General features: G+C 64.0%; 17 protein-coding genes. 10 read left to right on the forward strand and 7 right to left on the reverse strand.

Annotated elements, in window-relative coordinates; all coding sequences use genetic code 11:
* Positions 1-83 precede the first annotated feature (83 nt).
* Both ompR and AC3WK8_RS12280 read left to right on the forward strand, forming a co-directional pair.
* Positions 84-824, forward strand: a complete 741-nt coding sequence (gene ompR / locus AC3WK8_RS12275; protein WP_022644207.1) for an osmolarity response regulator transcription factor OmpR — start codon at positions 84-86, stop codon at positions 822-824.
* Between the two features lie 101 nt (positions 825-925).
* On the forward strand, positions 926-2239 hold the full coding sequence (locus tag AC3WK8_RS12280; RefSeq protein WP_085598133.1) for an ATP-binding protein: 1314 nt from the start codon (positions 926-928) through the stop codon (positions 2237-2239).
* A gap of 68 nt (positions 2240-2307) precedes the next feature.
* Here the strand turns inward: AC3WK8_RS12280 and rimK are convergent, their stop codons facing one another.
* Positions 2308-3213, reverse strand: a complete 906-nt coding sequence (gene rimK, locus AC3WK8_RS12285; protein ID WP_022644209.1) for a 30S ribosomal protein S6--L-glutamate ligase — start codon at positions 3211-3213, stop codon at positions 2308-2310.
* On the reverse strand, positions 3210-3692 hold the full coding sequence (gene rimB, locus AC3WK8_RS12290; protein ID WP_022644210.1) for a retropepsin-like aspartic endopeptidase RimB: 483 nt from the start codon (positions 3690-3692) through the stop codon (positions 3210-3212). Before rimB ends, rimK begins: the two co-directional genes overlap by 4 nt.
* Before the next feature lie 370 nt (positions 3693-4062).
* On the opposite strand from rimB, the gene AC3WK8_RS12295 reads away from it, so the two are divergent.
* Positions 4063-4473: an RNA-binding S4 domain-containing protein gene (locus AC3WK8_RS12295; RefSeq protein ID WP_053132677.1), complete on the forward strand. Its 411-nt coding sequence runs from the start codon at positions 4063-4065 to the stop codon at positions 4471-4473.
* A gap of 48 nt (positions 4474-4521) precedes the next feature.
* On the opposite strand, the gene AC3WK8_RS12300 is transcribed toward AC3WK8_RS12295, so the two are convergent.
* Positions 4522-5334, reverse strand: coding sequence for a phosphatase PAP2 family protein (locus AC3WK8_RS12300; protein ID WP_085598135.1), 813 nt, complete (start codon positions 5332-5334; stop codon positions 4522-4524).
* 99 nt (positions 5335-5433) lie between these two features.
* Here AC3WK8_RS12300 and hslO point away from each other — a divergent pair, with 99 nt between their 5' ends.
* A complete protein-coding gene (gene hslO, locus AC3WK8_RS12305) occupies positions 5434-6336 on the forward strand; it encodes an Hsp33 family molecular chaperone HslO (protein ID WP_022644213.1) in 903 nt (300 codons plus the stop codon).
* Between the two features lie 181 nt (positions 6337-6517).
* Entirely contained in the window at positions 6518-8059 is a 1542-nt protein-coding gene (locus AC3WK8_RS12310) for a phosphoenolpyruvate carboxykinase (protein WP_022644214.1), read from the forward strand.
* Between the two features lie 108 nt (positions 8060-8167).
* Here the strand turns inward: AC3WK8_RS12310 and AC3WK8_RS12315 are convergent, their stop codons facing one another.
* The gene (locus AC3WK8_RS12315; RefSeq protein ID WP_152899190.1) at positions 8168-9022 is read right to left on the reverse strand and encodes an EamA family transporter; all 855 of its coding nucleotides are present in this window, start codon (positions 9020-9022) and stop codon (positions 8168-8170) included.
* Positions 9023-9064: 42 nt separating this feature from the next.
* Entirely contained in the window at positions 9065-9418 is a 354-nt protein-coding gene (locus AC3WK8_RS12320; RefSeq protein ID WP_103324758.1) for a DUF1493 family protein, read from the reverse strand.
* Positions 9419-9652: 234 nt separating this feature from the next.
* Between AC3WK8_RS12320 and AC3WK8_RS12325 the strand changes: the two genes are divergently transcribed.
* The 5 genes from AC3WK8_RS12325 (at position 9653) to AC3WK8_RS12345 (ending at position 15940) form a co-directional block, all read left to right on the forward strand.
* The gene (locus AC3WK8_RS12325) at positions 9653-10816 is read left to right on the forward strand and encodes a tetratricopeptide repeat protein (protein WP_103324757.1); all 1164 of its coding nucleotides are present in this window, start codon (positions 9653-9655) and stop codon (positions 10814-10816) included.
* A 69-nt stretch (positions 10817-10885) separates the two neighbouring features.
* Positions 10886-12016, forward strand: a complete 1131-nt coding sequence (locus AC3WK8_RS12330) for a polysaccharide deacetylase family protein (RefSeq protein ID WP_103324756.1) — start codon at positions 10886-10888, stop codon at positions 12014-12016.
* Between the two features lie 139 nt (positions 12017-12155).
* The gene (locus AC3WK8_RS12335) at positions 12156-14090 is read left to right on the forward strand and encodes a RecQ family ATP-dependent DNA helicase (protein ID WP_103324755.1); all 1935 of its coding nucleotides are present in this window, start codon (positions 12156-12158) and stop codon (positions 14088-14090) included.
* Positions 14091-14222: 132 nt separating this feature from the next.
* A complete protein-coding gene (locus tag AC3WK8_RS12340) occupies positions 14223-15449 on the forward strand; it encodes a 3-hydroxyacyl-CoA dehydrogenase (RefSeq protein WP_103324754.1) in 1227 nt (408 codons plus the stop codon).
* A 56-nt stretch (positions 15450-15505) separates the two neighbouring features.
* Complete coding sequence (locus tag AC3WK8_RS12345; RefSeq protein WP_031321646.1) at positions 15506-15940, forward strand: acyl-CoA thioesterase; 435 nt, start codon at positions 15506-15508, stop codon at positions 15938-15940.
* A 133-nt stretch (positions 15941-16073) separates the two neighbouring features.
* Here the strand turns inward: AC3WK8_RS12345 and AC3WK8_RS12350 are convergent, their stop codons facing one another.
* A complete protein-coding gene (locus tag AC3WK8_RS12350; protein WP_085598141.1) occupies positions 16074-16547 on the reverse strand; it encodes a glycine zipper domain-containing protein in 474 nt (157 codons plus the stop codon).
* 225 nt (positions 16548-16772) lie between these two features.
* On the reverse strand, positions 16773-19121 hold the full coding sequence (locus AC3WK8_RS12355) for an FdhF/YdeP family oxidoreductase (protein ID WP_085598142.1): 2349 nt from the start codon (positions 19119-19121) through the stop codon (positions 16773-16775).
* Positions 19122-19235: the final 114 nt, after the last annotated feature.

Consider the following 19235-nt stretch of genomic DNA (forward strand, 5'->3'; position numbering starts at 1 on the left):
GGAGGAAAAATCTGCTAACAATGCACACGGTGCGCATAGCGGCAGCTACGCCATAATGCGCACCGAGATTAGAGGAGCATCCAATGAGCAGCACTGCACAAACTGCTGAAGGCGAAAAAATTCTTATTGTTGACGATGACCCGGGGCTGAGCAGCCTGCTGGAGCGTTTCTTCGTCAGCAAGGGCTACCGTGCCCGCGCGGTCCCGAACACCGAGCAGATGGACCGCCTGCTGGGTCGCGAGGTATTCAACCTGGTCGTCCTCGACCTGATGCTGCCCGGCGAAGACGGCCTGACCGCCTGCCGCCGCCTGCGTGGCGCGAACAACCAGATCCCGATCATCATGCTCACCGCCAAGGGTGACGAATTGAGCCGTATCAAGGGCCTGGAACTGGGCGCTGACGACTACCTGGCCAAGCCGTTCAACCCCGACGAGCTGATGGCCCGGGTCAAGGCCGTGCTGCGTCGCCAGTCGGCACCTGTTCCTGGTGCCCCGGGCAGCGAAGACGAAAGCGTGACCTTCGGTGACTACGAACTGTCCCTGGCCACCCGCGAGCTCAAGCGCGGCGACGAGGTGCACATGCTCACCACCGGTGAGTTCGCGGTACTCAAGGCGCTGGTGATGAACGCGCGCCAGCCGCTGACCCGCGACAAGCTGATGAACCTGGCCCGGGGCCGCGAATGGGACGCCCTGGAGCGCTCCATCGATGTGCAGATCTCCCGCCTGCGCCGGATGATCGAACCCGATCCTTCCAAGCCACGTTATATCCAGACCGTCTGGGGCGTGGGTTATGTGTTCGTGCCGGATGGCACAGCGACCAAGTGATCGGTGATTTGTAGGAGCGAGCGCCCGGGCCCTGACCCGGGCGTTCGCATTCCGCAACGCTGCGAGCGCGACTCGCTCCTGCAAAGTGTGTATTGGCTGTCATGAAAACCCCCTTGTGGTTCCCCCAGAGTTTCTTCTCCCGCACCCTGTGGCTGGTGCTGATCGTGGTGCTGTTCTCCAAGGCATTGACCCTGGTTTATCTGCTGATGAACGAGGACGTGCTGGTGGACCGGCAGTACAGCCATGGCGTAGCCCTCACCCTGCGCGCCTATTGGGCCGCCGATGAATCCAACCGCGACCAGATCGCCGAGGCCGCCGGCCTGATCAAGGTGGTGGGCAGCGGCGTGCCGGCCGGCGAGCAGCACTGGCCCTACAGCGAGATCTACCAGCGGCAGATGCAGGCGGAGCTGGGGGCCGACACCGAGGTGCGGCTACGCATGCATGCGCCGCCGGCGCTTTGGGTCCGGGCGCCGAGCCTGGGCGATGGTTGGCTCAAGGTACCGCTGTATCCACACCCGTTGCGCGGGCAGAAGATCTGGAGCGTGCTGGGCTGGTTCCTGGCCATCGGTTTGTTGTCCACCGCGTCGGCGTGGATATTCGTCAGCCAGCTCAACCAGCCGCTCAAGCGCCTGGTCTACGCTGCCCGGCAACTGGGCCAGGGGCGTAGTGTGCGCCTGCCCATCAGCGACACTCCGAGTGAAATGACCGAGGTGTACCGCGCCTTCAACCAGATGGCCGAGGATGTGGAACAGGCCGGGCGCGAGCGCGAGCTGATGCTGGCCGGGGTGTCCCATGACTTGCGTACGCCGCTGACCCGCTTGCGCCTGTCACTGGAACTGATGGGCGATCACACCGAGCTGACCGACGACATGGTGCGCGACATCGAGGACATGGACGCCATCCTCGATCAGTTCCTGGCCTTCATCCGCGATGGTCGCGACGAGTCGGTGGAGGAGGTGGACCTCAACGACCTGGTGCGGGAAGTGGCGGCGCCCTACAACCAGAACCAGGAGCGGGTGCACCTGCGCCTGGAGCCGATCCAGGCGTTCCCCTTGCGCCGGGTCTCGATGAAGCGCCTGCTCAACAACCTGATTGGCAACGCCCTGAATCATGCGGGGACGGACGTGGAAGTCGCCGCCCACCTGTCGGGCGACGTCAACGCGCCCTATGTGGTGCTGAGCGTGATGGACCGTGGCGCGGGGATCGACCCTTCGGAGCTGGAAGCGATCTTCAACCCCTTCACCCGTGGCGATCGCGCCCGGGGCGGCAAGGGCACTGGCCTGGGGCTGGCCATCGTCAAGCGGATCGCCGCCATGCATGGCGGTAATGTCGAGCTGCGCAACCGCCCGGACGGCGGGCTGGAGGCGCGGGTGCGCCTGCCGTTGGGCCTGCTGTTGCCACGTGATGCGGATTAGCGGCAGAGGCCAGTTTCAAGCTGCAAGCTCTTATCTTGCCGCTTGAAGCTCGCCGCTTGTAACTGCCTTTAACCTTTGCCCTTGGTGCGGGTCATGTTCGGCCCGCCATTCTTCTCGATGTGCTCGATGATGATCCCCGCCACGTTCTTGCCGGTGGTGGTCTCGATGCCTTCCAGGCCCGGGGAGGAGTTGACCTCCATCACCAGCGGCCCGTGATTGGAGCGCAGGATGTCCACCCCGGCCACGCTCAGGCCCATGACCTTGGCCGCTCGCAGCGCGGTCATGCGTTCTTCCGGGGTGATCTTGATCAGGCTGGCGCTGCCGCCACGGTGCAGGTTGGAGCGGAACTCCCCGGGCTTGGCCTGGCGCTTCATGGCCGCGATCACCTTGTCGCCCACCACGAAGCAGCGGATGTCGGCACCGCCGGCTTCCTTGATGTACTCCTGGACCATGATGTTCTGCTTCAGGCCCATGAATGCCTCGATCACCGACTCCGCCGCAGTGGCGGTTTCGCAGAGCACCACGCCGATGCCTTGGGTGCCTTCCAGCACCTTGATCACCAGCGGAGCGCCGTTGACCATCTCGATCAGGTCGGGGATGTCGTCCGGGGAGTGGGCAAAACCGGTCACTGGCAAGCCGATGCCACGCCGCGACAGCAGTTGTAGCGAGCGCAGCTTGTCCCGGGAGCGGGCGATGGCCACCGATTCGTTGAGAGGGAATACCCCCATCATTTCGAACTGGCGCAACACCGCGCAGCCATAGAAAGTCACCGAGGCGCCGATCCGCGGGATGACCGCATCGAAGCCTTCCAGGGGCTTGCCGCGATAGTGGATCTGCGGCTTGTGGCTGGCGATGTTCATGTAGGCGCGCAGGGTGTCGATCACTACCATTTCATGGCCACGCTCAGTGCCGGCCTCGACCAGGCGGCGAGTGGAATACAGACGCGGATTACGCGACAGCACGGCGATCTTCATGCAACACCTGTGGCAGAGGTAGTGGATACCGGGAACACCGGTTTGTCTTGTACGTACTTGAGGCCGGGATTGACCACCAGCTGGCCATCGATCAGGGCCTTGGAGCCCAGCAGCAACCGATAGCGCATGGCCTTGCGGCAGGCGAGGGTGAACTCCACCCGCCACACGTGATCGCCCAGGGCCAGGGTGGTGCTGATCACATAGCGGACCTGGGCCTGGCCGTTGGAGCTCTTGATGGTCTTCATCGCCACCAGTGGCGCTTCGCAACGCCGGTGACGCAATTGCACCACGCTGCCCAGGTGCGCGTTGAAACGCACCCACTGCTGGCCGTCGCGCTCGAACGGCTCGATCTCGGTGGCATGCAGGCTGGAGGTGCTGGCGCCGGTGTCGATCTTGGCGCGCAAGCCGGCCACTCCCAGGTCGGGAAGCGCCACCCACTCGCGTAGACCGACAACGGTCAAATGATCAAAGGTCTTCAATAAAGGAACATCCGTAATTGGTCTTTCCGGACCAGGGTTCTGATACGGGCCGGGCGTCGGGGCGAGCCTGCGCCAGGTGGACTCCACGCTTGCCGGAAGGGGCACGCCGAGCGCTGCTGGCGTGCCTTCTCGGCGACGACTCTAACTGCCGACTCCGCATAGATTGTGACAATCTCCCGAACGTTCGCCCGGTCTGTCCCGGGTCTTGGTCCGAGACCGCGGTATTCACGCAGAATCGGCGGCAAATGGCGATAGTTATCTCCATGACGGTCCCTCGGGCAACCTGAGGTATTTTAGGCGAGCGGTCAGGTTTTCGAGAGCTCGTCTGCGAGCCGTACCGTTGCCATATTTTTCATCGAGAGGAATCACCGTGGCGCAAAAGCAGCAACAGGAAGAAGAGGACAAGGTCCGCCTGGACAAGTGGCTTTGGGCAGCACGCTTCTACAAGACCCGGGCCCTGGCCAAGGCGGCCATTGAAAGCGGCAAGGTGCATCACCGGGGCGAGCGTTGCAAACCGGGCAAGGAGCCGCGGGTTGGCGACGAGTATGAGCTGCGTACCGGTTTCGACGAGCGCACGGTCGTGGTCCAGGCGTTGTCCATCGTGCGTCGTGGCGCGCCCGAGGCACAGGCGCTCTATGTCGAGACCCCGGCCAGCATCGCCAAGCGCGAGACCGCCGCAGCCCAGCGCAAGGCAGGCGCCCTGGGCGTGAGCACCGAGGGCAAGCCCACCAAGAAACAGCGTCGGGATCTATTCAAGTTCCATGGCAGCAGCCATGAGTGATGGAGGGCGAGGGAGCCTGCCCAGGCTGCCCTCGCCACAGCGGCTGGCTTAGCGCAGCAGGCTGCTGGCGCGAACCACGCTCATGTTCGACAGCACCGGCATTCGGCTCATCAGGTTGAACAGCGGGTGGGTCAGGCGCAGCAGGAAGTTCGACATCCGTGCCGCGTAGGGGGTGTAGTAGCCCCAGCCGAGGGCCAGTACGGCCAGCAGCACACCGCCGATGTAGTCATCCTGGCCCCAGTGGGCCCCGGCGACCAGGCGCGGCAGCATGAACAGCAGGGTCAGGCCCCAGACCAGCAGGAACTGGCCGACGCTGCGGCTGAACACGCCCATGAACAGGCCCCAGATCAGCAACACCGAGGCATGGTCGCCTGGGAAACTCTGGCTGGAGCGGTCCTTGAGTTCCCAGGTCTTTTCCCAGCCCGGGAAGTAGTCGCTCATGTGCACGGCACCTTCGAGCACCATGGACGGGCTGTTGTGCTGCCAGTTCATCACGGCCACCAGCTTGGAAAACAGCGCGCGAATCACCACCATCAGGATCAGGATCGACAGGAAACCGAAGAAGGCGCGGCGTACGTCCACCGCCTTGAAGACCCAGTCACCGCGGATCAGCAGGCCGAGCATGATCAGGCCCACCACCACGTCGAACGGCCGCAGGCTGGCCACGGCCCAGATATGCAGCCAGGTGGAGTTGTTGGCGAGGGGAGCGTTGAGCAGGTGAAACAGCCACTCGTCGAACATCGTGCAAAGCGCTTGCCCGGTGGGCCACAACCAGAAACCCAGCAGGGCCAAAGGGAGTACATTGCACAGAACCAGCTTGCCGAGGTTCCACCTTGCTTGGAACAAACCCGGATTGTTCATAAAATATCTCCAATCACCGCAAAAACTGCACCTTCATGGTGCAAAACCGTAATTTTCGGTGCTTGTAACCTTTTTGTCACCTTTCAGATGCCCAGACCTATGACTGATTTGCCGGATACCGACTTCACCCAACGCTTCATCTTCGATGAGAGCGACGCCCGTGGCGAACTGGTGACGCTGGAGCGCAGCTACGCCGAAGTCCTTGCCAAGCACGCCTATCCCGAGCCGGTGGCGCAACTGCTGGGCGAACTGATGGCGGCGGCGTCGTTGCTGGTCGGTACCTTGAAGTTCGACGGCCTGCTGATTCTCCAGGCTCGCTCCGAAGGCCCGGTTCCCCTGCTGATGATCGAGTGCTCCAGTGAGCGCGAGATTCGTGGCCTGGCCCGCTACGACGCGGCGCAGATCGCTGCGGATGCGACCCTGGCCGACATGATGCCCAATGGCGTCCTGGCCTTGACCGTGGACCCGACCCAGGGCCAGCGCTACCAGGGGATCGTCGACCTGGACGGCGCCACCCTGGCCGAATGCTTCACCAACTATTTCGTCATGTCGCAGCAGACCGGCACTCGTTTCTGGCTCTACGCCGACGGTCGCAATGCCCGTGGCCTGCTGCTGCAGCAACTGCCGGCCGACCGCCTGCGCGATCCCGAGGAGCGCGATGCCAATTGGCAGCACCTCACCGCCCTGGCCAGCACCCTGACCGCCGATGAGCTACTTAGCCTGGACAACGAAACCGTGCTCCATCGCCTGTACCACGAGGAGGCCGTGCGCCTGTTCGACGTGCAGCCGCTGCGCTTTCGCTGCAGCTGCTCGCGCGAGCGCTCGGGCAATGCCCTGGTCAGCCTGGGGCTGGAGGATGCGCAGCAACTGGTGGCCGAACATGGCGGTAGCGTCGAGATCGATTGTCAGTTCTGCAACCAGCGCTATCTGTTCGACGCAGCCGACATCACGCAATTGTTCGCCGGTGCGGGCGTCGAGTCACCGTCAGATACTCGTCACTAAAACGTTTCAGCGAAGGTAAATCACCTAGCGAACGCCGGAATTACGCCATGCTGACGGGAGGACCCTACTATTTTCGGGCTTTTCTGGCATAATCCGGCGCACTTTTTTCGCGGTAGTAGTGCGCGAGTTTCTACTACAAAACGTTTGAGCAATCGGCCATTGGCCGACGACGGGGAACCTCATGACGCAAGCCAAGAACACCGTGTACACCGACCTGAGCGTCGATGAGCTGGTAAAAGAAGCGCTGTCCCGCGGTGAAGGCGAGTTGGCCGATACTGGCGCGCTGACGGTCAAGACTGGCCACCGCACTGGCCGTTCGCCGGCGGACCGTTTCATCGTCGAAGAGCCTTCCACCCAGGATGCGATCGCCTGGGGCCCGATCAACCGCAAGTTCCCGGCTGACAAGTTCGATGCCCTGTGGGCTCGCGTCGAGGCGTTCAACAACGCCCAGGAACACTTCGTTTCCCACGTCCACGTAGGGGCTGCCGCCGAGCACTACCTGGCCGTCAAGATGACCACCCAGACCGCTTGGCAGAACCTGTTCGGCCGTTGCCTGTTCATCACCCCGGAGCAGTACAACCCGGCGGGTCGCGAAGAGTGGCAGATCCTCAACGTCGCCAACTTCGAGTGCGTGCCCGAGCGTGACGGCACCAACTCCGACGGCTGCGTCATCCTCAACTTCGCCCAGAAGAAAGTGCTGATCGCCGGCATGCGCTACGCCGGTGAAATGAAGAAGGCCATGTTCTCGGTGCAGAACTTCCTCCTGCCGGCTGTCGACGTACTGCCGATGCACTGCGCCGCCAACATCGGCGAAGAAGGCGACGTGACCCTGTTCTTCGGCCTGTCGGGTACCGGCAAGACCACCCTGTCGGCCGACGAAAGCCGCTACCTGATCGGTGACGACGAGCACGGCTGGGGCGAGGGCGTGGTGTTCAACATGGAAGGTGGCTGCTACGCCAAGTGCATCGACCTGTCCGAGAAGAACGAGCCGGTCATCTGGAAAGCCATCAAGCACGGCGTCGTGCTGGAGAACGTGGTTCTGGACGATGCCAAGCGCGCCGACTACGCCGATGCCAGCCTGACCCAGAACACCCGCGCCGCCTACCCGCTGGAACACGTCGAGAAGCGTTCCGAGCACAACCTGGGTGGCGAGCCCAACGCGGTGATCTTCCTGACCTGCGACCTGACTGGCGTCCTGCCGCCGGTGTCGATCCTGAACAACGAGCAGGCGGCCTACCACTTCCTGTCCGGCTACACCGCGCTGGTCGGTTCCACCGAAATGGGTTCGGGCGGCGGCATCAAGTCGACCTTCTCCACCTGCTTCGGCGCACCGTTCTTCCCGCGTCCGGCGGGCGAATACGCTGAGCTGCTGATCAAGCGCATCAACGGCTTCGGCTCCAAGGTCTACCTGGTCAACACCGGCTGGACCGGCGGTGGCTACGGCGTCGGCAAGCGCTTCAACATCCCGACCACCCGTGGCGTGATCGCAGCGATCCAGAGCGGTGCCCTGGTCGGTGCCGAGACCGAACACCTGGATATCATCAACCTGGACGTGCCTAAAGCCGTTCCGGGCGTCGATACCGAGCTGCTCAACCCACGCAACACCTGGACTGACAAGGCTGCCTACGACGAAGCTGCCAAGGCCCTGGCTGGCCTGTTCATCGAGAACTTCAAGAAGTTCGAAGTGAGCGACGCCATCAAGGCTGCCGGCCCGAAGCTGTAAGCCTCGACCTGCCATGAAAAAGCCGCCCTTCGGGGCGGCTTTTTTGTGCGCGCGTATCGGCAGGGCGGCGTTCCGGGTGCGGACGTTTACCTGGCTTCAACCCCTGGCTCAGCCCTTCAAGTGCAGCGCCAGCGCGCCCAGCAGCACCAGCGCCACTCCTGTCACTTGCACCTTGGACAGGCGTTCCTTGAAGAACAGGTAGCTGAGCACCGCGGCGATGCCGCCGGACAAGGTACTGATCACCGTCACCACCGACACCGAGCCGTGCATGGCGCCCCAGGAAAAGGCGAAGAACGCGCCGAGGTTCATCAGGCTGGAGCTGGCCAGGGTGCCGCAGCTCTTCAGGGGGGGCAGCTTCAAGCCGTCCGGGACCTTGAGCATCATCAGCAGCGATACGCTCGATCCCACCACGTAACCCAGCCACAGCATGCTGACCGGGCCCAGTTGCGGCAGGGTATAGCGCCCCTGCAACCAGAAACTGGTGCCGTACAGGCAGGCCGACAGCAGGGCATAGACGATCGAGCGACTGGCATCGGTGTTCTGCGGCAGCTTGGGGCCCGAATGAATGCTGGAGAGAATCACCCCCACCACGCAGACCAGGATGCACAGCAACTGGACCAGGCTGATGTGCTCGCCGCTGGCCCAGGACAGCAGGGTGGTGACCACGCCGTAGGAGGTCACCAGCGGGGCGATGATGGCGGCCTTGCCCAGGGCGAAGGCCTTGCCCAGGGCCAGGGCGCCGGAGAGGGTGAAGCAGGCGGCGAGCATGCCCATCAGCCAGACATCCAGCGGCGCGGCCAGGGCCTTGAACAGGAAGGCGGGGAAGAGTGCCAGCAAAAGGCTCATGAGGATCACGCCCAGTGTCTGGCTGAAAAACACGGCGCGCTTGGCGCCCACGGCCCGGACATTCAGGCCCACGAGAAAGTCGGTGCCGCCCCAAAGCACGGCGGCGAGCAGCCCCATCAGTACATCCACGGTTTCTTCCTTGTCTTATTGTTGTAGGTCCTAGAGGCTTTCCAGCGCCCGGGTGTCCCAGCGGCGCAGCTTGATCGCCTGATACAGCATGCCGATGGTCAATGGCAGCTTGTCGCCCCGGCCCTTGGCCCGGCGCTTGAGGTGTGGATCGAAACCTTCGGGCTGGAAGTAGCGATAGCTGTCGAAGTCGGCGAGGTCGAGCTCGAACTGTTCTTCCAGGGCCAGCAACAGATGCCGGGCATCGGCACCATCGCAATCCAGGTCAAGGTTGATCGCGGTCTTCAGATGCAAGGCCTTGCGCTCGGGCAGGCCGATCTCCTCATGCAGCAACTGCATCAGCTGGCGCATGTTCGCGTCGTCGGGAAAACCGGGGGCCAGATGCATGGTCGCGATTCGCTACGGTTCTTGGAAGGGATGGAGTGTAAGGCGATCCGGTGGTGGTTTTTCAAGCCCCTCGCAGCAGATCCGCACAAGTCCCTGCGAACTTTGGACTGCATCCCATTGCGCAGTATTTTCCTGCCCTGGGTCGAGCATTGGCGGGCGAAAATGTGTATGGTGCGCCGCTGGTTGATAGGCCGCGTTCGAGCTGCGGCCAGATTCGTTTACAGGGATTTTGCTATGGCTTGTATGCGCCTGTTGGCGGTGTTGTGGCTAGGGATGGTGATGAGCGTGGTGCACGCCCAGCCGTTGTCGATCCAGGTGCTGGACGCCGTGGCCAAGGGCTCGCCTGTGGCCGAGGCCCAGGTGCAGTTGCAGCGGGGTACGAACCTGGTCGCGGGGGCTACCGATGCCCAGGGGCGAGTGGTGCTGGACGTCCCTGGCGATGCCGGCGGGCTGCTGATCCGCAAGCCCGGTTACGCCGACCTGCGAACCCAATGCCCCTGCCAGGGCCTGGTCTACGCCCTGAGTCCGGTAATGGACAAACCCTCCAGCCTGCGGGTGGTGCTGACCTGGGATGCCCCGGGCGAAGACCTGGATGCCCGGCTGATCTATTCCCGCAAGGCCTTGTCGTTCGTTGCCAGCCAAGGGCCCGGGGCGCGCCTGGAAAGAACCAGCGATGACCATCATGGCGCGGAGACCATCACCATCGATGAGCTCTTGCCCGGCGAGGCCTACTTGTATGCCGTGCATGACTTCACCCATGGCAACCATCCCGAGTCCCTGCACCTGGGCCGCAGCCGGGCCCAGGTCTTCGTCTACCGTGGCGCCAGCCTCATTCGTAGCTACCTTGTACCGGAGCAGCGCCAGGGCAACCTCTGGGCCGTGTTCCGCCTGAATGCCGATGGCCAGATGGAGGATATCGACCGGGTGGCGCAGACCAGCAGCGAACCGAACGGCACCTACAGCGACCTGAATTCATTGCTCGAGCAGATGCGCACCAGCGACCAGCAAGTGCCTGCGGACATGGGCCCAGCCGAAGCCAAGGCGCTCAACCGCAAGGGCGAAGAGGCCTACCGCAAGGGCGACTTCGGCGGGGCGGGTATCTATTACCGCGAGGCCATCGAAATGGCGCCGGGTTTTGCCCAGGCCTACAGCAACCTGGCCTTGAGCCAGCGCAAGAACAGCCGGCCCGACGAGGCCATACGCGCCGACCGTCAGGCCATCGCGCTGGCCAGTGGTCCGGCGGCGGCGACGATCCGGGCCAGTGCCTATTACGACATGGGTCGGGTCTTCGAGGGGGCCGGGCAGTTGGCCATGGCCTTGGAGAATTACCGCAAGGCCCGCGAGCAGAAGGCCAGCCCAGTGTACGACCAGGCCATAGAGCGGCTGCAAAAACCCTGAGCCCCAGGCTGGACGTTGTTTTTGCGCGGCGCGCTGGCAGGAGCGTCCCGTGCATTCATGGAGATTGATATGCGCAATGCTGTTTTCCCCTGGCTGTTGGCGTTGTGCCTGTGCAGCGTCTCGGTCCAGGCGGCAGGCCCTCTGGTGTTCGCCACCATCGACCGCAGTGGCTGGCCGACGCCCCTGACCAGTTCGGTGGACTTCGACACCGCCTCCCGGGCGGAAATCCTGATGTTCGGCAAGGCCTTGCTGGCCAGTGAGAGGCTGGATGAGGGAGCCCTGAAGCAACGTCTCGGGGTACGGCAGCTGGACCTCAAGTCCATCGAGCGGGTGCGCCAGCGCTTCTGGGAGTTGCTGCTGGTCAACTATCGTCTGGCCAGCCACGACTGTGACAGCGCACCGTTCTGCCAACCCGTGCGCAATCTCGCCGAGTTGCGCCAGCTGGTGGCCGGCTTCACCGGCGAGAGCAAGGACACCTACGATGCCTGGGCCCAGGCCAGTTCGCGCTTCCACCAGCAGTACCTGCATGAGCAACTGCGCCTGGCGGCCCTGTTTCCCACGGTCAGCAGCGAGATCCAGCGAATGGATCCAGCGGAAAGACTGGGCGACGAACTGGCTGACCGACAGTTCCTGCTGACCTTCGACGATGGTCCCAGCCCGCGCGGTGGTCATAGCGACGAGCTGGCGGCGGTGCTGCAAGCCCATGACCTGCATGGGCTGTTCTTCGTCCTGGGGGCGCCGTTCCAGGCCCGTTTGCAGCGGACCTCGATCGAGCAGTTGCGCGAGCTCTACAACGGTCAATGCGTGGGCCTGCATGGCTGGGAGCACAAGTCCCATGCCTCCTGGAGCCGGTGGCAGGATTCCCTGGTCGACAGCGCCAGCCTGGTCGGCCATTCCCTGGAAGGGGAATACCTGCCGTTGTTTCGCCCGCCCTATGGGCAACGTCGCGCCGACGCTGGTGTTTTCCTAAAGGGCCACGGCCTGCAACTGATGCTGTGGAACATCGATTCCCAGGACTGGAGCAAGAAGGTCAGCGCCCAGGCCGCCGCCCAGCGGGTACAGACGCTGATGCTGTTGTGGCGGCGCGGCATCGTGCTGTTCCACGACGTCCATCCCAAGGCGGCCCAGGCCGTACCGCTGCTGGTCGAGGGCAACCAGCACAATGGCGTGCAATGGCTGGACTGTCGCAGCCTGCGCTAGCCGCTACTTGCCAATGAACCGGCCACCGCCCTGGTGTGCCGGTATCATCCGGTAGCGCTTTGCTCCACGACCTTTCCTCGATCCGCCGGCCCACCGCGCTAGTCTTCAACGACGGTCAGCGGTCAAAGGAGTGACTCCCATGTACAGCACCCTCGAACAGGTCTTTGGTTATCCAGGCTTTCGCCCGGGCCAGGAGGCCACCATCAGCGCGGTGCTGGCCGGGCGCTCGGCGGCGGCGATCTTTCCCACCGGTTCCGGCAAGTCCCTGTGCTACCAGCTGCCGGCCCTGCTGCTGCCGCACCTGACCCTGGTGGTGTCGCCGCTGCTGGCCTTGATGCAGGACCAGCTGGCCTTTCTCCAGCGCCATGGCATCGCCGCGGCGAGCATCGATTCGGCCCAGGGTCGCGATGAGGCCAACCAGGTGATGGCCCGCGCCCGCACCGGGGAACTGAAGATCCTGATGATCTCGGTGGAACGCCTGAAGAACGAACGCTTTCGCAACTTCCTGCAGCAGGTGCCCATCTCCTTGCTGGTGGTGGACGAGGCCCACTGCATTTCCGAGTGGGGGCACAACTTCCGGCCCGACTACCTGAAGCTGCCGGACTACCAGCGCCAGTTCAATATCCCCCAGGCCCTGCTGTTGACCGCCACGGCCACCCCCCAGGTGATCGCCGACATGCAGGCGCGCTTCGCCATCGCCGCCACCGATGTGGTGACCACCGGTTTCTATCGATCCAACCTCAACCTGCTGGTGGAGCCGGTCGCCGGGATCGACAAGCGCCGGCGCCTGGTGCAGTGGCTGGGCGAGCGCAATGGGCAGCCGAGCATCGTCTACGTGACCTTGCAGAAGACCGCCGAGCAGGTCGCCGAGTACCTGGGCCAGCAGGGCATTGCCGCCCAGGCCTACCACGCCGGTTTGCCCCATGAGCAGCGTGAGGCGATCCAGCGCCGCTTCATGCAGGGACACAGCCAGTGCATCGTCGCCACCATCGCCTTCGGCATGGGCATCGACAAGAGCGATATTCGCAACGTCGTGCATTTCGACCTGCCCAAGTCCATCGAGAACTACAGCCAGGAAATCGGCCGCGCCGGGCGCGATGGGCAACCCTCGGACTGCCTGGTGCTGGCCAACCGCGACAGTCTCAACGTGCTGGAGAACTTCGTTTATGGCGATACCCCGGAGCTGAGCGGGATCCGTTGCGTTCTCGATGAGTTGCTGGCCGCAGCGCCCACCGGGCAGTGGGAGCTGTTGCTGGGCCCCTTGGCGGACCAGAGCAACATTCGCCAGTTGCCGCTCAAGACCCTGCTGGTGCAACTGGAACTGCGCGGCCTGATCGCTCCGCGCTATGCCTATTTCGCCGAATACCGCTTCAAGTTGCTGCTGGAGCCGGCTGATCTACTGGGGCGTTTCGAAGGTGAACGGCGGGACTTCGTCGAGGCCATCCTGCACACCTCCAGCCGCGCTCGGACCTGGGCCACGGTGGATTTCGACGCGCTCTACGACCACTGCCAGGCACCGCGCCAACGGGTGGTCAAGGCCCTGGACTACTTCCAGGAAAAAGGCTGGGTGGAGTTGGAAAGCAAGCAGATGACCGAGGTCTACAGCCTGCTGCAGGGCGACTTCGATGCGCCGGCGCTAAGTGCCGAGCTGCACGCCTACTTCACCCGCCATGAGGCTGGCGAGATCGCGCGGATCCACGCCATGCTCGACCTGTTCGCCAGCGAGCAGTGCCTGGGGCATCGGTTGGCGGAGTATTTCGGTGACCGGCAGGCACCTCGGCAGTGTGGGCATTGTTCGGTGTGCCGGGGCCAGGTGGCGCGCTTGCCCGAGCCACCCGCGCTGCCTGCGCTTGTGGATAAGAACTTCGCCGGCTTGTGTGGCGACTTTATCCACAGGCACCAGCAGCACACCGGGGTTCTTCCCGGGGCCGAGCGCCTGACGCGTTTTCTCTGTGGCATCAGCGTGCCGTTGTTCACCAGGCTCAAGGTCCGTGGTATCCCGGGGTTCGCCGCGTTGGAGGACTATCCCTACGCCGAGGTACGGCAATGGTGCGAGAGCCATGTGCCGGCCTGAAGCCGGGTGCCTTGCTCCTTATGGCGATCCATCTGCTGAATGTTGGGCATCACAGGAATAAATTTCAAAAATGATGCTCGCCTGACTATGGTGGTGCCTGACCCAGGATCACCTGCAGGAAGGAGAGCCGCCATGAGCCAGACAGCATTCGATATTCAGCGCGCCGCGGTGATTGGCGCCGGCACCATGGGCCGTGGCATCGCCATGTGCCTGGCCAATGCCGGCCTGCCGGTACTGTGGCTGGACAAGGACCCGCAGATGCTCCAGCAGGCGCTGGCGGCGGTGGCCGAGACTTATGCCCACAACGTGCGCCAGGGCCGTATCGAGCAGGCCGAAGCCGACGCGCGGCTGGCACGGATCGGCATTGCCGAAGGTTATCCACAGCTGGCGGAGGTGGACCTGGTGATCGAGGCGGTGTACGAGAACCTCGAGCTCAAGCAGCAGATCTTTCGCCAGCTGGACGCCGCCCTCAAGCCATCGGCGATCCTGGCCAGCAACACTTCGGCTCTGGATATCGATGCCATTGCCGCTGTCACCCAACGGGCGCCCCAGGTGTTGGGAATGCACTTCTTCAGCCCGGCGCACATCATGAAGCTGCTGGAGGTGGTGCGCGCGGCCAGGACGGCGCCGACGGTGCTGGATGCGGCCCTGGCCCTGGGCCAGCGCATGGGCAAGGTCAGCGTGGTGGCTGGCAACTGCTTCGGATTCATCGGCAACCGCATGCTCAACACCTATGTCCTCGAGGCCCGCAAGATGCTCCTGGAAGGGGCCTTTCCCTATCAGGTGGACGGCGCCTTGCAGGAGTTCGGTTTTGCCATGGGGCCGTTTCGCATGTACGACGTGGTGGGCATCGACCTGGGTTGGCGTGCCCGGCAACTGGCCGGTGCCGGGCAGGACGCGCCGCAGGTCCAGGTCGACAATCGCCTGTGCGAACTGGGCCGTTTCGGTCAGAAAAGCGGCGATGGCTATTACCATTACGAGCCCGGTAGCCGCCAGGCCGAACACGATCCGCAAGTGGATGCGCTGGTGCTGCAGGTCAGCGAGGGCCTGGGTTACCAGCGGCGGGACATCGGCCCCGAGGAGATCCTGGAGCGCTGCCTGCTGGCGCTGGTCAACGAGGGGGCGAAGATCCTCCAGGAAGGCATTGCCGGCTCGGCCCATGACATCGACCTGGTCTATCTCAACGGTTATGGCTTTCCCAAGGAGCGGGGCGGGCCGATGAGATGGGCCGATAACCTGGGCCTGGAGCAGGTCCGGCGCCAGTTGCTGCGCCTGGAAGCCGAGCATGGTGCCCATTGGCGGCCGGCGCAGTTGATTGAGGATCTGGCCAGTGCAGGAAAAGGGTTTGCCCAGGTTTAGGCGCCTGGGGTGAAATGCCCGGCGACCAATCGCTCAACCCATGGGAGACCGTCCTGATGTCCGAGCCTGTGCCACAACGCAGCGACTACCGCCATTTCCAGCCGATCACCACCCGCTGGCACGACAATGATGTCTACGGCCACGTGAACAACGTCACCTACTACAGCTTCTTCGACACGGCGGTGAATACCTACCTGATCGAGCAGGGTGGCCTGGATATCCACGATGGCGAGGTGGTGGGGTTCGTGGTCAGCTCGGCTTGCGATTACTTCGCGTCCGTGGCCTATCCCGAACGTATCGAGGTCGGCCTGCGGGTCGGCAAGCTGGGCAACAGCTCGGTGCAATACGAGCTGGCGGTATTCAAGCTGGGGGAGGGGGAGCCGTGCGCGGCGGGGCGTTTCGTCCATGTGTTCGTGGATCGGGCGTCGAACCTTCCGGTGCCGATTCCAGCGGTCCTGCGCGCAGCCCTGGAACAGCTGCTGGTGGCCTGAGTCTCGAAACCTGATTGCACTGCAGGACCCGTAGCCGCTGCTGCAGGCTGCGATCGGCGCCGCAGCCTCTGGTCTGGCGAGGCCCTCGGCCTCGCGCCCAGTGAGCGGTAGCGGCTACGGGGTGCCGGGTCGATCAGTCATCGTAGTGACGATGCTTGCGATGGCCATAGGCATGGCCACGACCACGGTGGCCGTCGCGGTAGTAGCGGCGGTCGCGATCGCGGCGGTATTCGCGATCTTCCCGGGCGCTTTCGTTACCCATGTAGTTACCCAGTGCGCCGCCGGCACCACCGCCGGCCGCTGCACCGATCAGGCTGCCGGTGTTACCGCCCATGCTGCGGCCCACGACGTTGCCGCCTGCCGCGCCCAAGGCGCCACCGATGGCTGCCTGGCCACGGCTGCGCTTGTCGGCGCCGACCGCGCTGCCGCCCGCGCCGCCGATGGCCGCGCCAATGGCCGAACCGGTATTGCCGCCCAGTTGCTGGCCGACCACCGAGCCTAGAACCCCGCCCAATGCGCCGCCCACACCTGCTTCAGTGGTGCCACCGGCAGAGGCGACGCCGCTGACCAGGCCAAGGGACAACAAGAGAATCGAGGAGAACTTCATACATGAGCCTCAAAGGGATGACGGCGCGATCCTGAGGCTGTACCGCGAGGCTTACAAACGAAATCCGACGAATAGCACGAGTTGTACACAATCTCGCAACTTATTGTTTTTAATGGGGAACTTAAGTGATTTTCGCAGGTCTACGGTTACTTGACGAAGGCCGCTCCCTGCATGCAGGGGCGGCCTTTTTCGTGCCTGGGACAACGCTGTTGCAAACGCGGTGGATCAGGCCGAGCGGGCCATGATCAGGCCATTGTCGCTGGCAGCTTCCAGGCGGATGGCGATGAACTTGGAGGTCGGGGTGTGGCTGCCGTCTCCGGTGCTTTCCAGCGGTACCAGCGGATTCACCTCCGGGTAGTAGGCCGCGGCCTGGCCGGCCGGGATATCGAAGGCCAGCAGGGTGAAACCCTTGACCCGCCGTTCGCGGCCATCGTTCCACAACGACACGATGTCGGCTTTCTGTCCCGGCTTGAAGCCCAGGCGGATGATGTCCGCCTCGTTGGCGAACAGCACGTCGCGCTGGCCCTTGACCCCACGATAGCGGTCATCGAGGCCGTAGATGGTGGTGTTGTACTGGTCGTGGGAGCGCATCGACTGCAGGATCAGGTCCGGCAACTGGCCACTGGCCCGGGTGCGTTCGTCGATCAGGTCCCTGGGCAGCAGGTTGGCGCGGAAGTTGGCGCGCCCCGAGGAGGTGTTCCATTGGCGGGCGCCGGCGGCGTTGCCCAGGTAGAAGCCGCCTGGGTGCTTGAGCCGCTCGTTGAATTCCTTGAAGCCCGGGATGGTGTCGGCGATCAGGTCGCGGATGCGCCCGTAGTCTGCTGCCAGCCAGCTCCAGTCCACCGGGCGGTTGCCCAGGGTGGCCGAGGCGATGCCGGCGAGGATCCAGGGTTCGGAACGCATGTGCACCGACAGCGGCTGCAATTGGCCGTTGGAGGCGTGGACCATGCTGAAGGAGTCTTCCACGGTCACCGCTTGCGGACCGCCGGCCTGCAGGTCGATGTCGGTGCGGCCCAGGCACGGCAGGATCAGTGCATCCTTGCCGTGGGCCAGGTGGCTGCGATTGAGCTTGGTGCTGATCTGCACGGTGAGGTCGCAGTTGCGCAGGGCCTGGAACGTCCGCTCGCTATCCGGAGTGGCCTGGGCGAAGTTGCCCCCAAGGCCGATGAATACCTTGGAACGGCCTTCGAGCATGGCGTGAATCGCCTCGACCACGTTATGGCCGTTGTCCCTGGGCACCTTGAACTGGAAACGCCGCTCCAGGGAATCGAGGAAGGCCACCGGCGGCCGCTCGTTGATGCCCATGGTGCGGTCGCCCTGGACGTTACTGTGGCCGCGGACCGGGCACAGGCCGGCGCCGGGCCTGCCGACGTTGCCGCGCAGCAGCATCAGGTTGGCGATTTCCTGGATGGTCGCCACCGAATGGCGATGCTGGGTAATGCCCATGGCCCAGCACATGATGACGTTCTTGCCCTTGGCGTACATGCGCGCCGCCTGCTCGATCTCCACCAGGGTCAGGCCCGACTGCTCGACGATCTGCTCCCACGGGGTGTCGTCGATGGTGCCCAGGTATTCCAGCACCTGGGCGGTGTGGGTGTTGAGGAAGTCGTGGTCGAACACGGCCGCGGTCCCGGCCTTTTGCGCATCGCGTTCCCATTGCAGGAGGAACTTGGCCATGCCGCGCAGCAACGCCATGTCGCCACCCAGGGCCGGGCGCAAGTACGCGGTGTTGGTCGGACGGTTGCCGTTGGTGAGCATCTCCAGGGGGTTCTGCGGGTGCTGGAAGCGTTCCAGGCCGCGCTCTTTCAGCGGGTTCACGCACACTACCTGGGCGCCGCGCTTCACCGCCTCGCGCAGGGGCTCGAGCATCCGCGGATGGTTGGTGCCGGGGTTCTGGCCCCAGACGAAGATCGCGTCCGAGTGCTCGAAGTCGTCGAAGGTCACCGTGCCCTTGCCCACCCCGACGCTCTGCGCCAGGGCCACGCCACTGGCTTCGTGGCACATGTTCGAACAGTCGGGGAAGTTGTTGGTGCCGTAGGCCCGCACGAACAGCTGGTAGAGATAGGCCGCCTCGTTGCTGGCCCGGCCCGAGGTGTAGAACTCGGCCATGTCCGGGCTCGGCAGGTTCAGCAGGTGCCGGGCGATCAGGCTGAAGGCGTCTTCCCAACTGATGGGACGATAGCGGTCGGTCTCGGCGTCGTAGCTCATCGGCTCGGTCAGCCGGCCCTGGTATTCGAGCCAGTAGTCGCTCTGTTCCAACAGGGAGCTGACGCTGTGCTTGGCGAAGAAGGCGCCGTCCACCCGGCGTTTGGTGGCTTCCCAGTTCACTGCCTTGGCGCCGTTTTCGCAGAACTTGACCATGCCGCTTTCCGGCGAGTCGCCCCAGGCGCAGCCCGGGCAGTCGAAGCCGCCGTTCTGGTTGGTCTTGAGCATCATGCGGATGTTCTTCAGGGCGTTGTCGCTGGTCAGCCAGGCCTGGGCCACGCTGATCAGGGCGCCCCAACCGCCGGCCGGTCCCTTGTAGGGCTTGTAGCGGGCCACGGGTTTCTGGTCGGCTTGGTTATGTGTACTCACGGGCGACTCTCCATCGCGGGGCTGTCGGGACGCAGTGCGCTGCGATGCGGCAGGTGGACAAGATAGTGACGGTGATGACGCGGCCCTTGCCGGGTGTGGCGCAAGCTCGAGAAG

It is taken from the genome of Pseudomonas sp. FW507-12TSA (assembly GCF_058781435.1).

Excerpts from the sequence above, each read along its gene's own strand:
- AC3WK8_RS12335 (WP_103324755.1), top strand. The coding sequence starts at position 12,156 with ATGTACAGCACCCTCGAACAGGTCTTTGGTTATCCAGGCTTTCGCCCG.
- rimK (WP_022644209.1), bottom strand. The coding sequence starts at position 3,213 with ATGAAGATCGCCGTGCTGTCGCGTAATCCGCGTCTGTATTCCACTCGC.
- AC3WK8_RS12300 (WP_085598135.1), bottom strand. The coding sequence starts at position 5,334 with ATGAACAATCCGGGTTTGTTCCAAGCAAGGTGGAACCTCGGCAAGCTG.
- AC3WK8_RS12320 (WP_103324758.1), bottom strand. The coding sequence starts at position 9,418 with ATGCATCTGGCCCCCGGTTTTCCCGACGACGCGAACATGCGCCAGCTG.
- AC3WK8_RS12330 (WP_103324756.1), top strand. The coding sequence starts at position 10,886 with ATGCGCAATGCTGTTTTCCCCTGGCTGTTGGCGTTGTGCCTGTGCAGC.
- AC3WK8_RS12315 (WP_152899190.1), bottom strand. The coding sequence starts at position 9,022 with ATGGGGCTGCTCGCCGCCGTGCTTTGGGGCGGCACCGACTTTCTCGTG.
- AC3WK8_RS12325 (WP_103324757.1), top strand. The coding sequence starts at position 9,653 with ATGGCTTGTATGCGCCTGTTGGCGGTGTTGTGGCTAGGGATGGTGATG.
- AC3WK8_RS12350 (WP_085598141.1), bottom strand. The coding sequence starts at position 16,547 with ATGAAGTTCTCCTCGATTCTCTTGTTGTCCCTTGGCCTGGTCAGCGGC.
- AC3WK8_RS12345 (WP_031321646.1), top strand. The coding sequence starts at position 15,506 with ATGTCCGAGCCTGTGCCACAACGCAGCGACTACCGCCATTTCCAGCCG.
- hslO (WP_022644213.1), top strand. The coding sequence starts at position 5,434 with ATGACTGATTTGCCGGATACCGACTTCACCCAACGCTTCATCTTCGAT.
- AC3WK8_RS12280 (WP_085598133.1), top strand. The coding sequence starts at position 926 with ATGAAAACCCCCTTGTGGTTCCCCCAGAGTTTCTTCTCCCGCACCCTG.
- AC3WK8_RS12340 (WP_103324754.1), top strand. The coding sequence starts at position 14,223 with ATGAGCCAGACAGCATTCGATATTCAGCGCGCCGCGGTGATTGGCGCC.
- ompR (WP_022644207.1), top strand. The coding sequence starts at position 84 with ATGAGCAGCACTGCACAAACTGCTGAAGGCGAAAAAATTCTTATTGTT.
- AC3WK8_RS12310 (WP_022644214.1), top strand. The coding sequence starts at position 6,518 with ATGACGCAAGCCAAGAACACCGTGTACACCGACCTGAGCGTCGATGAG.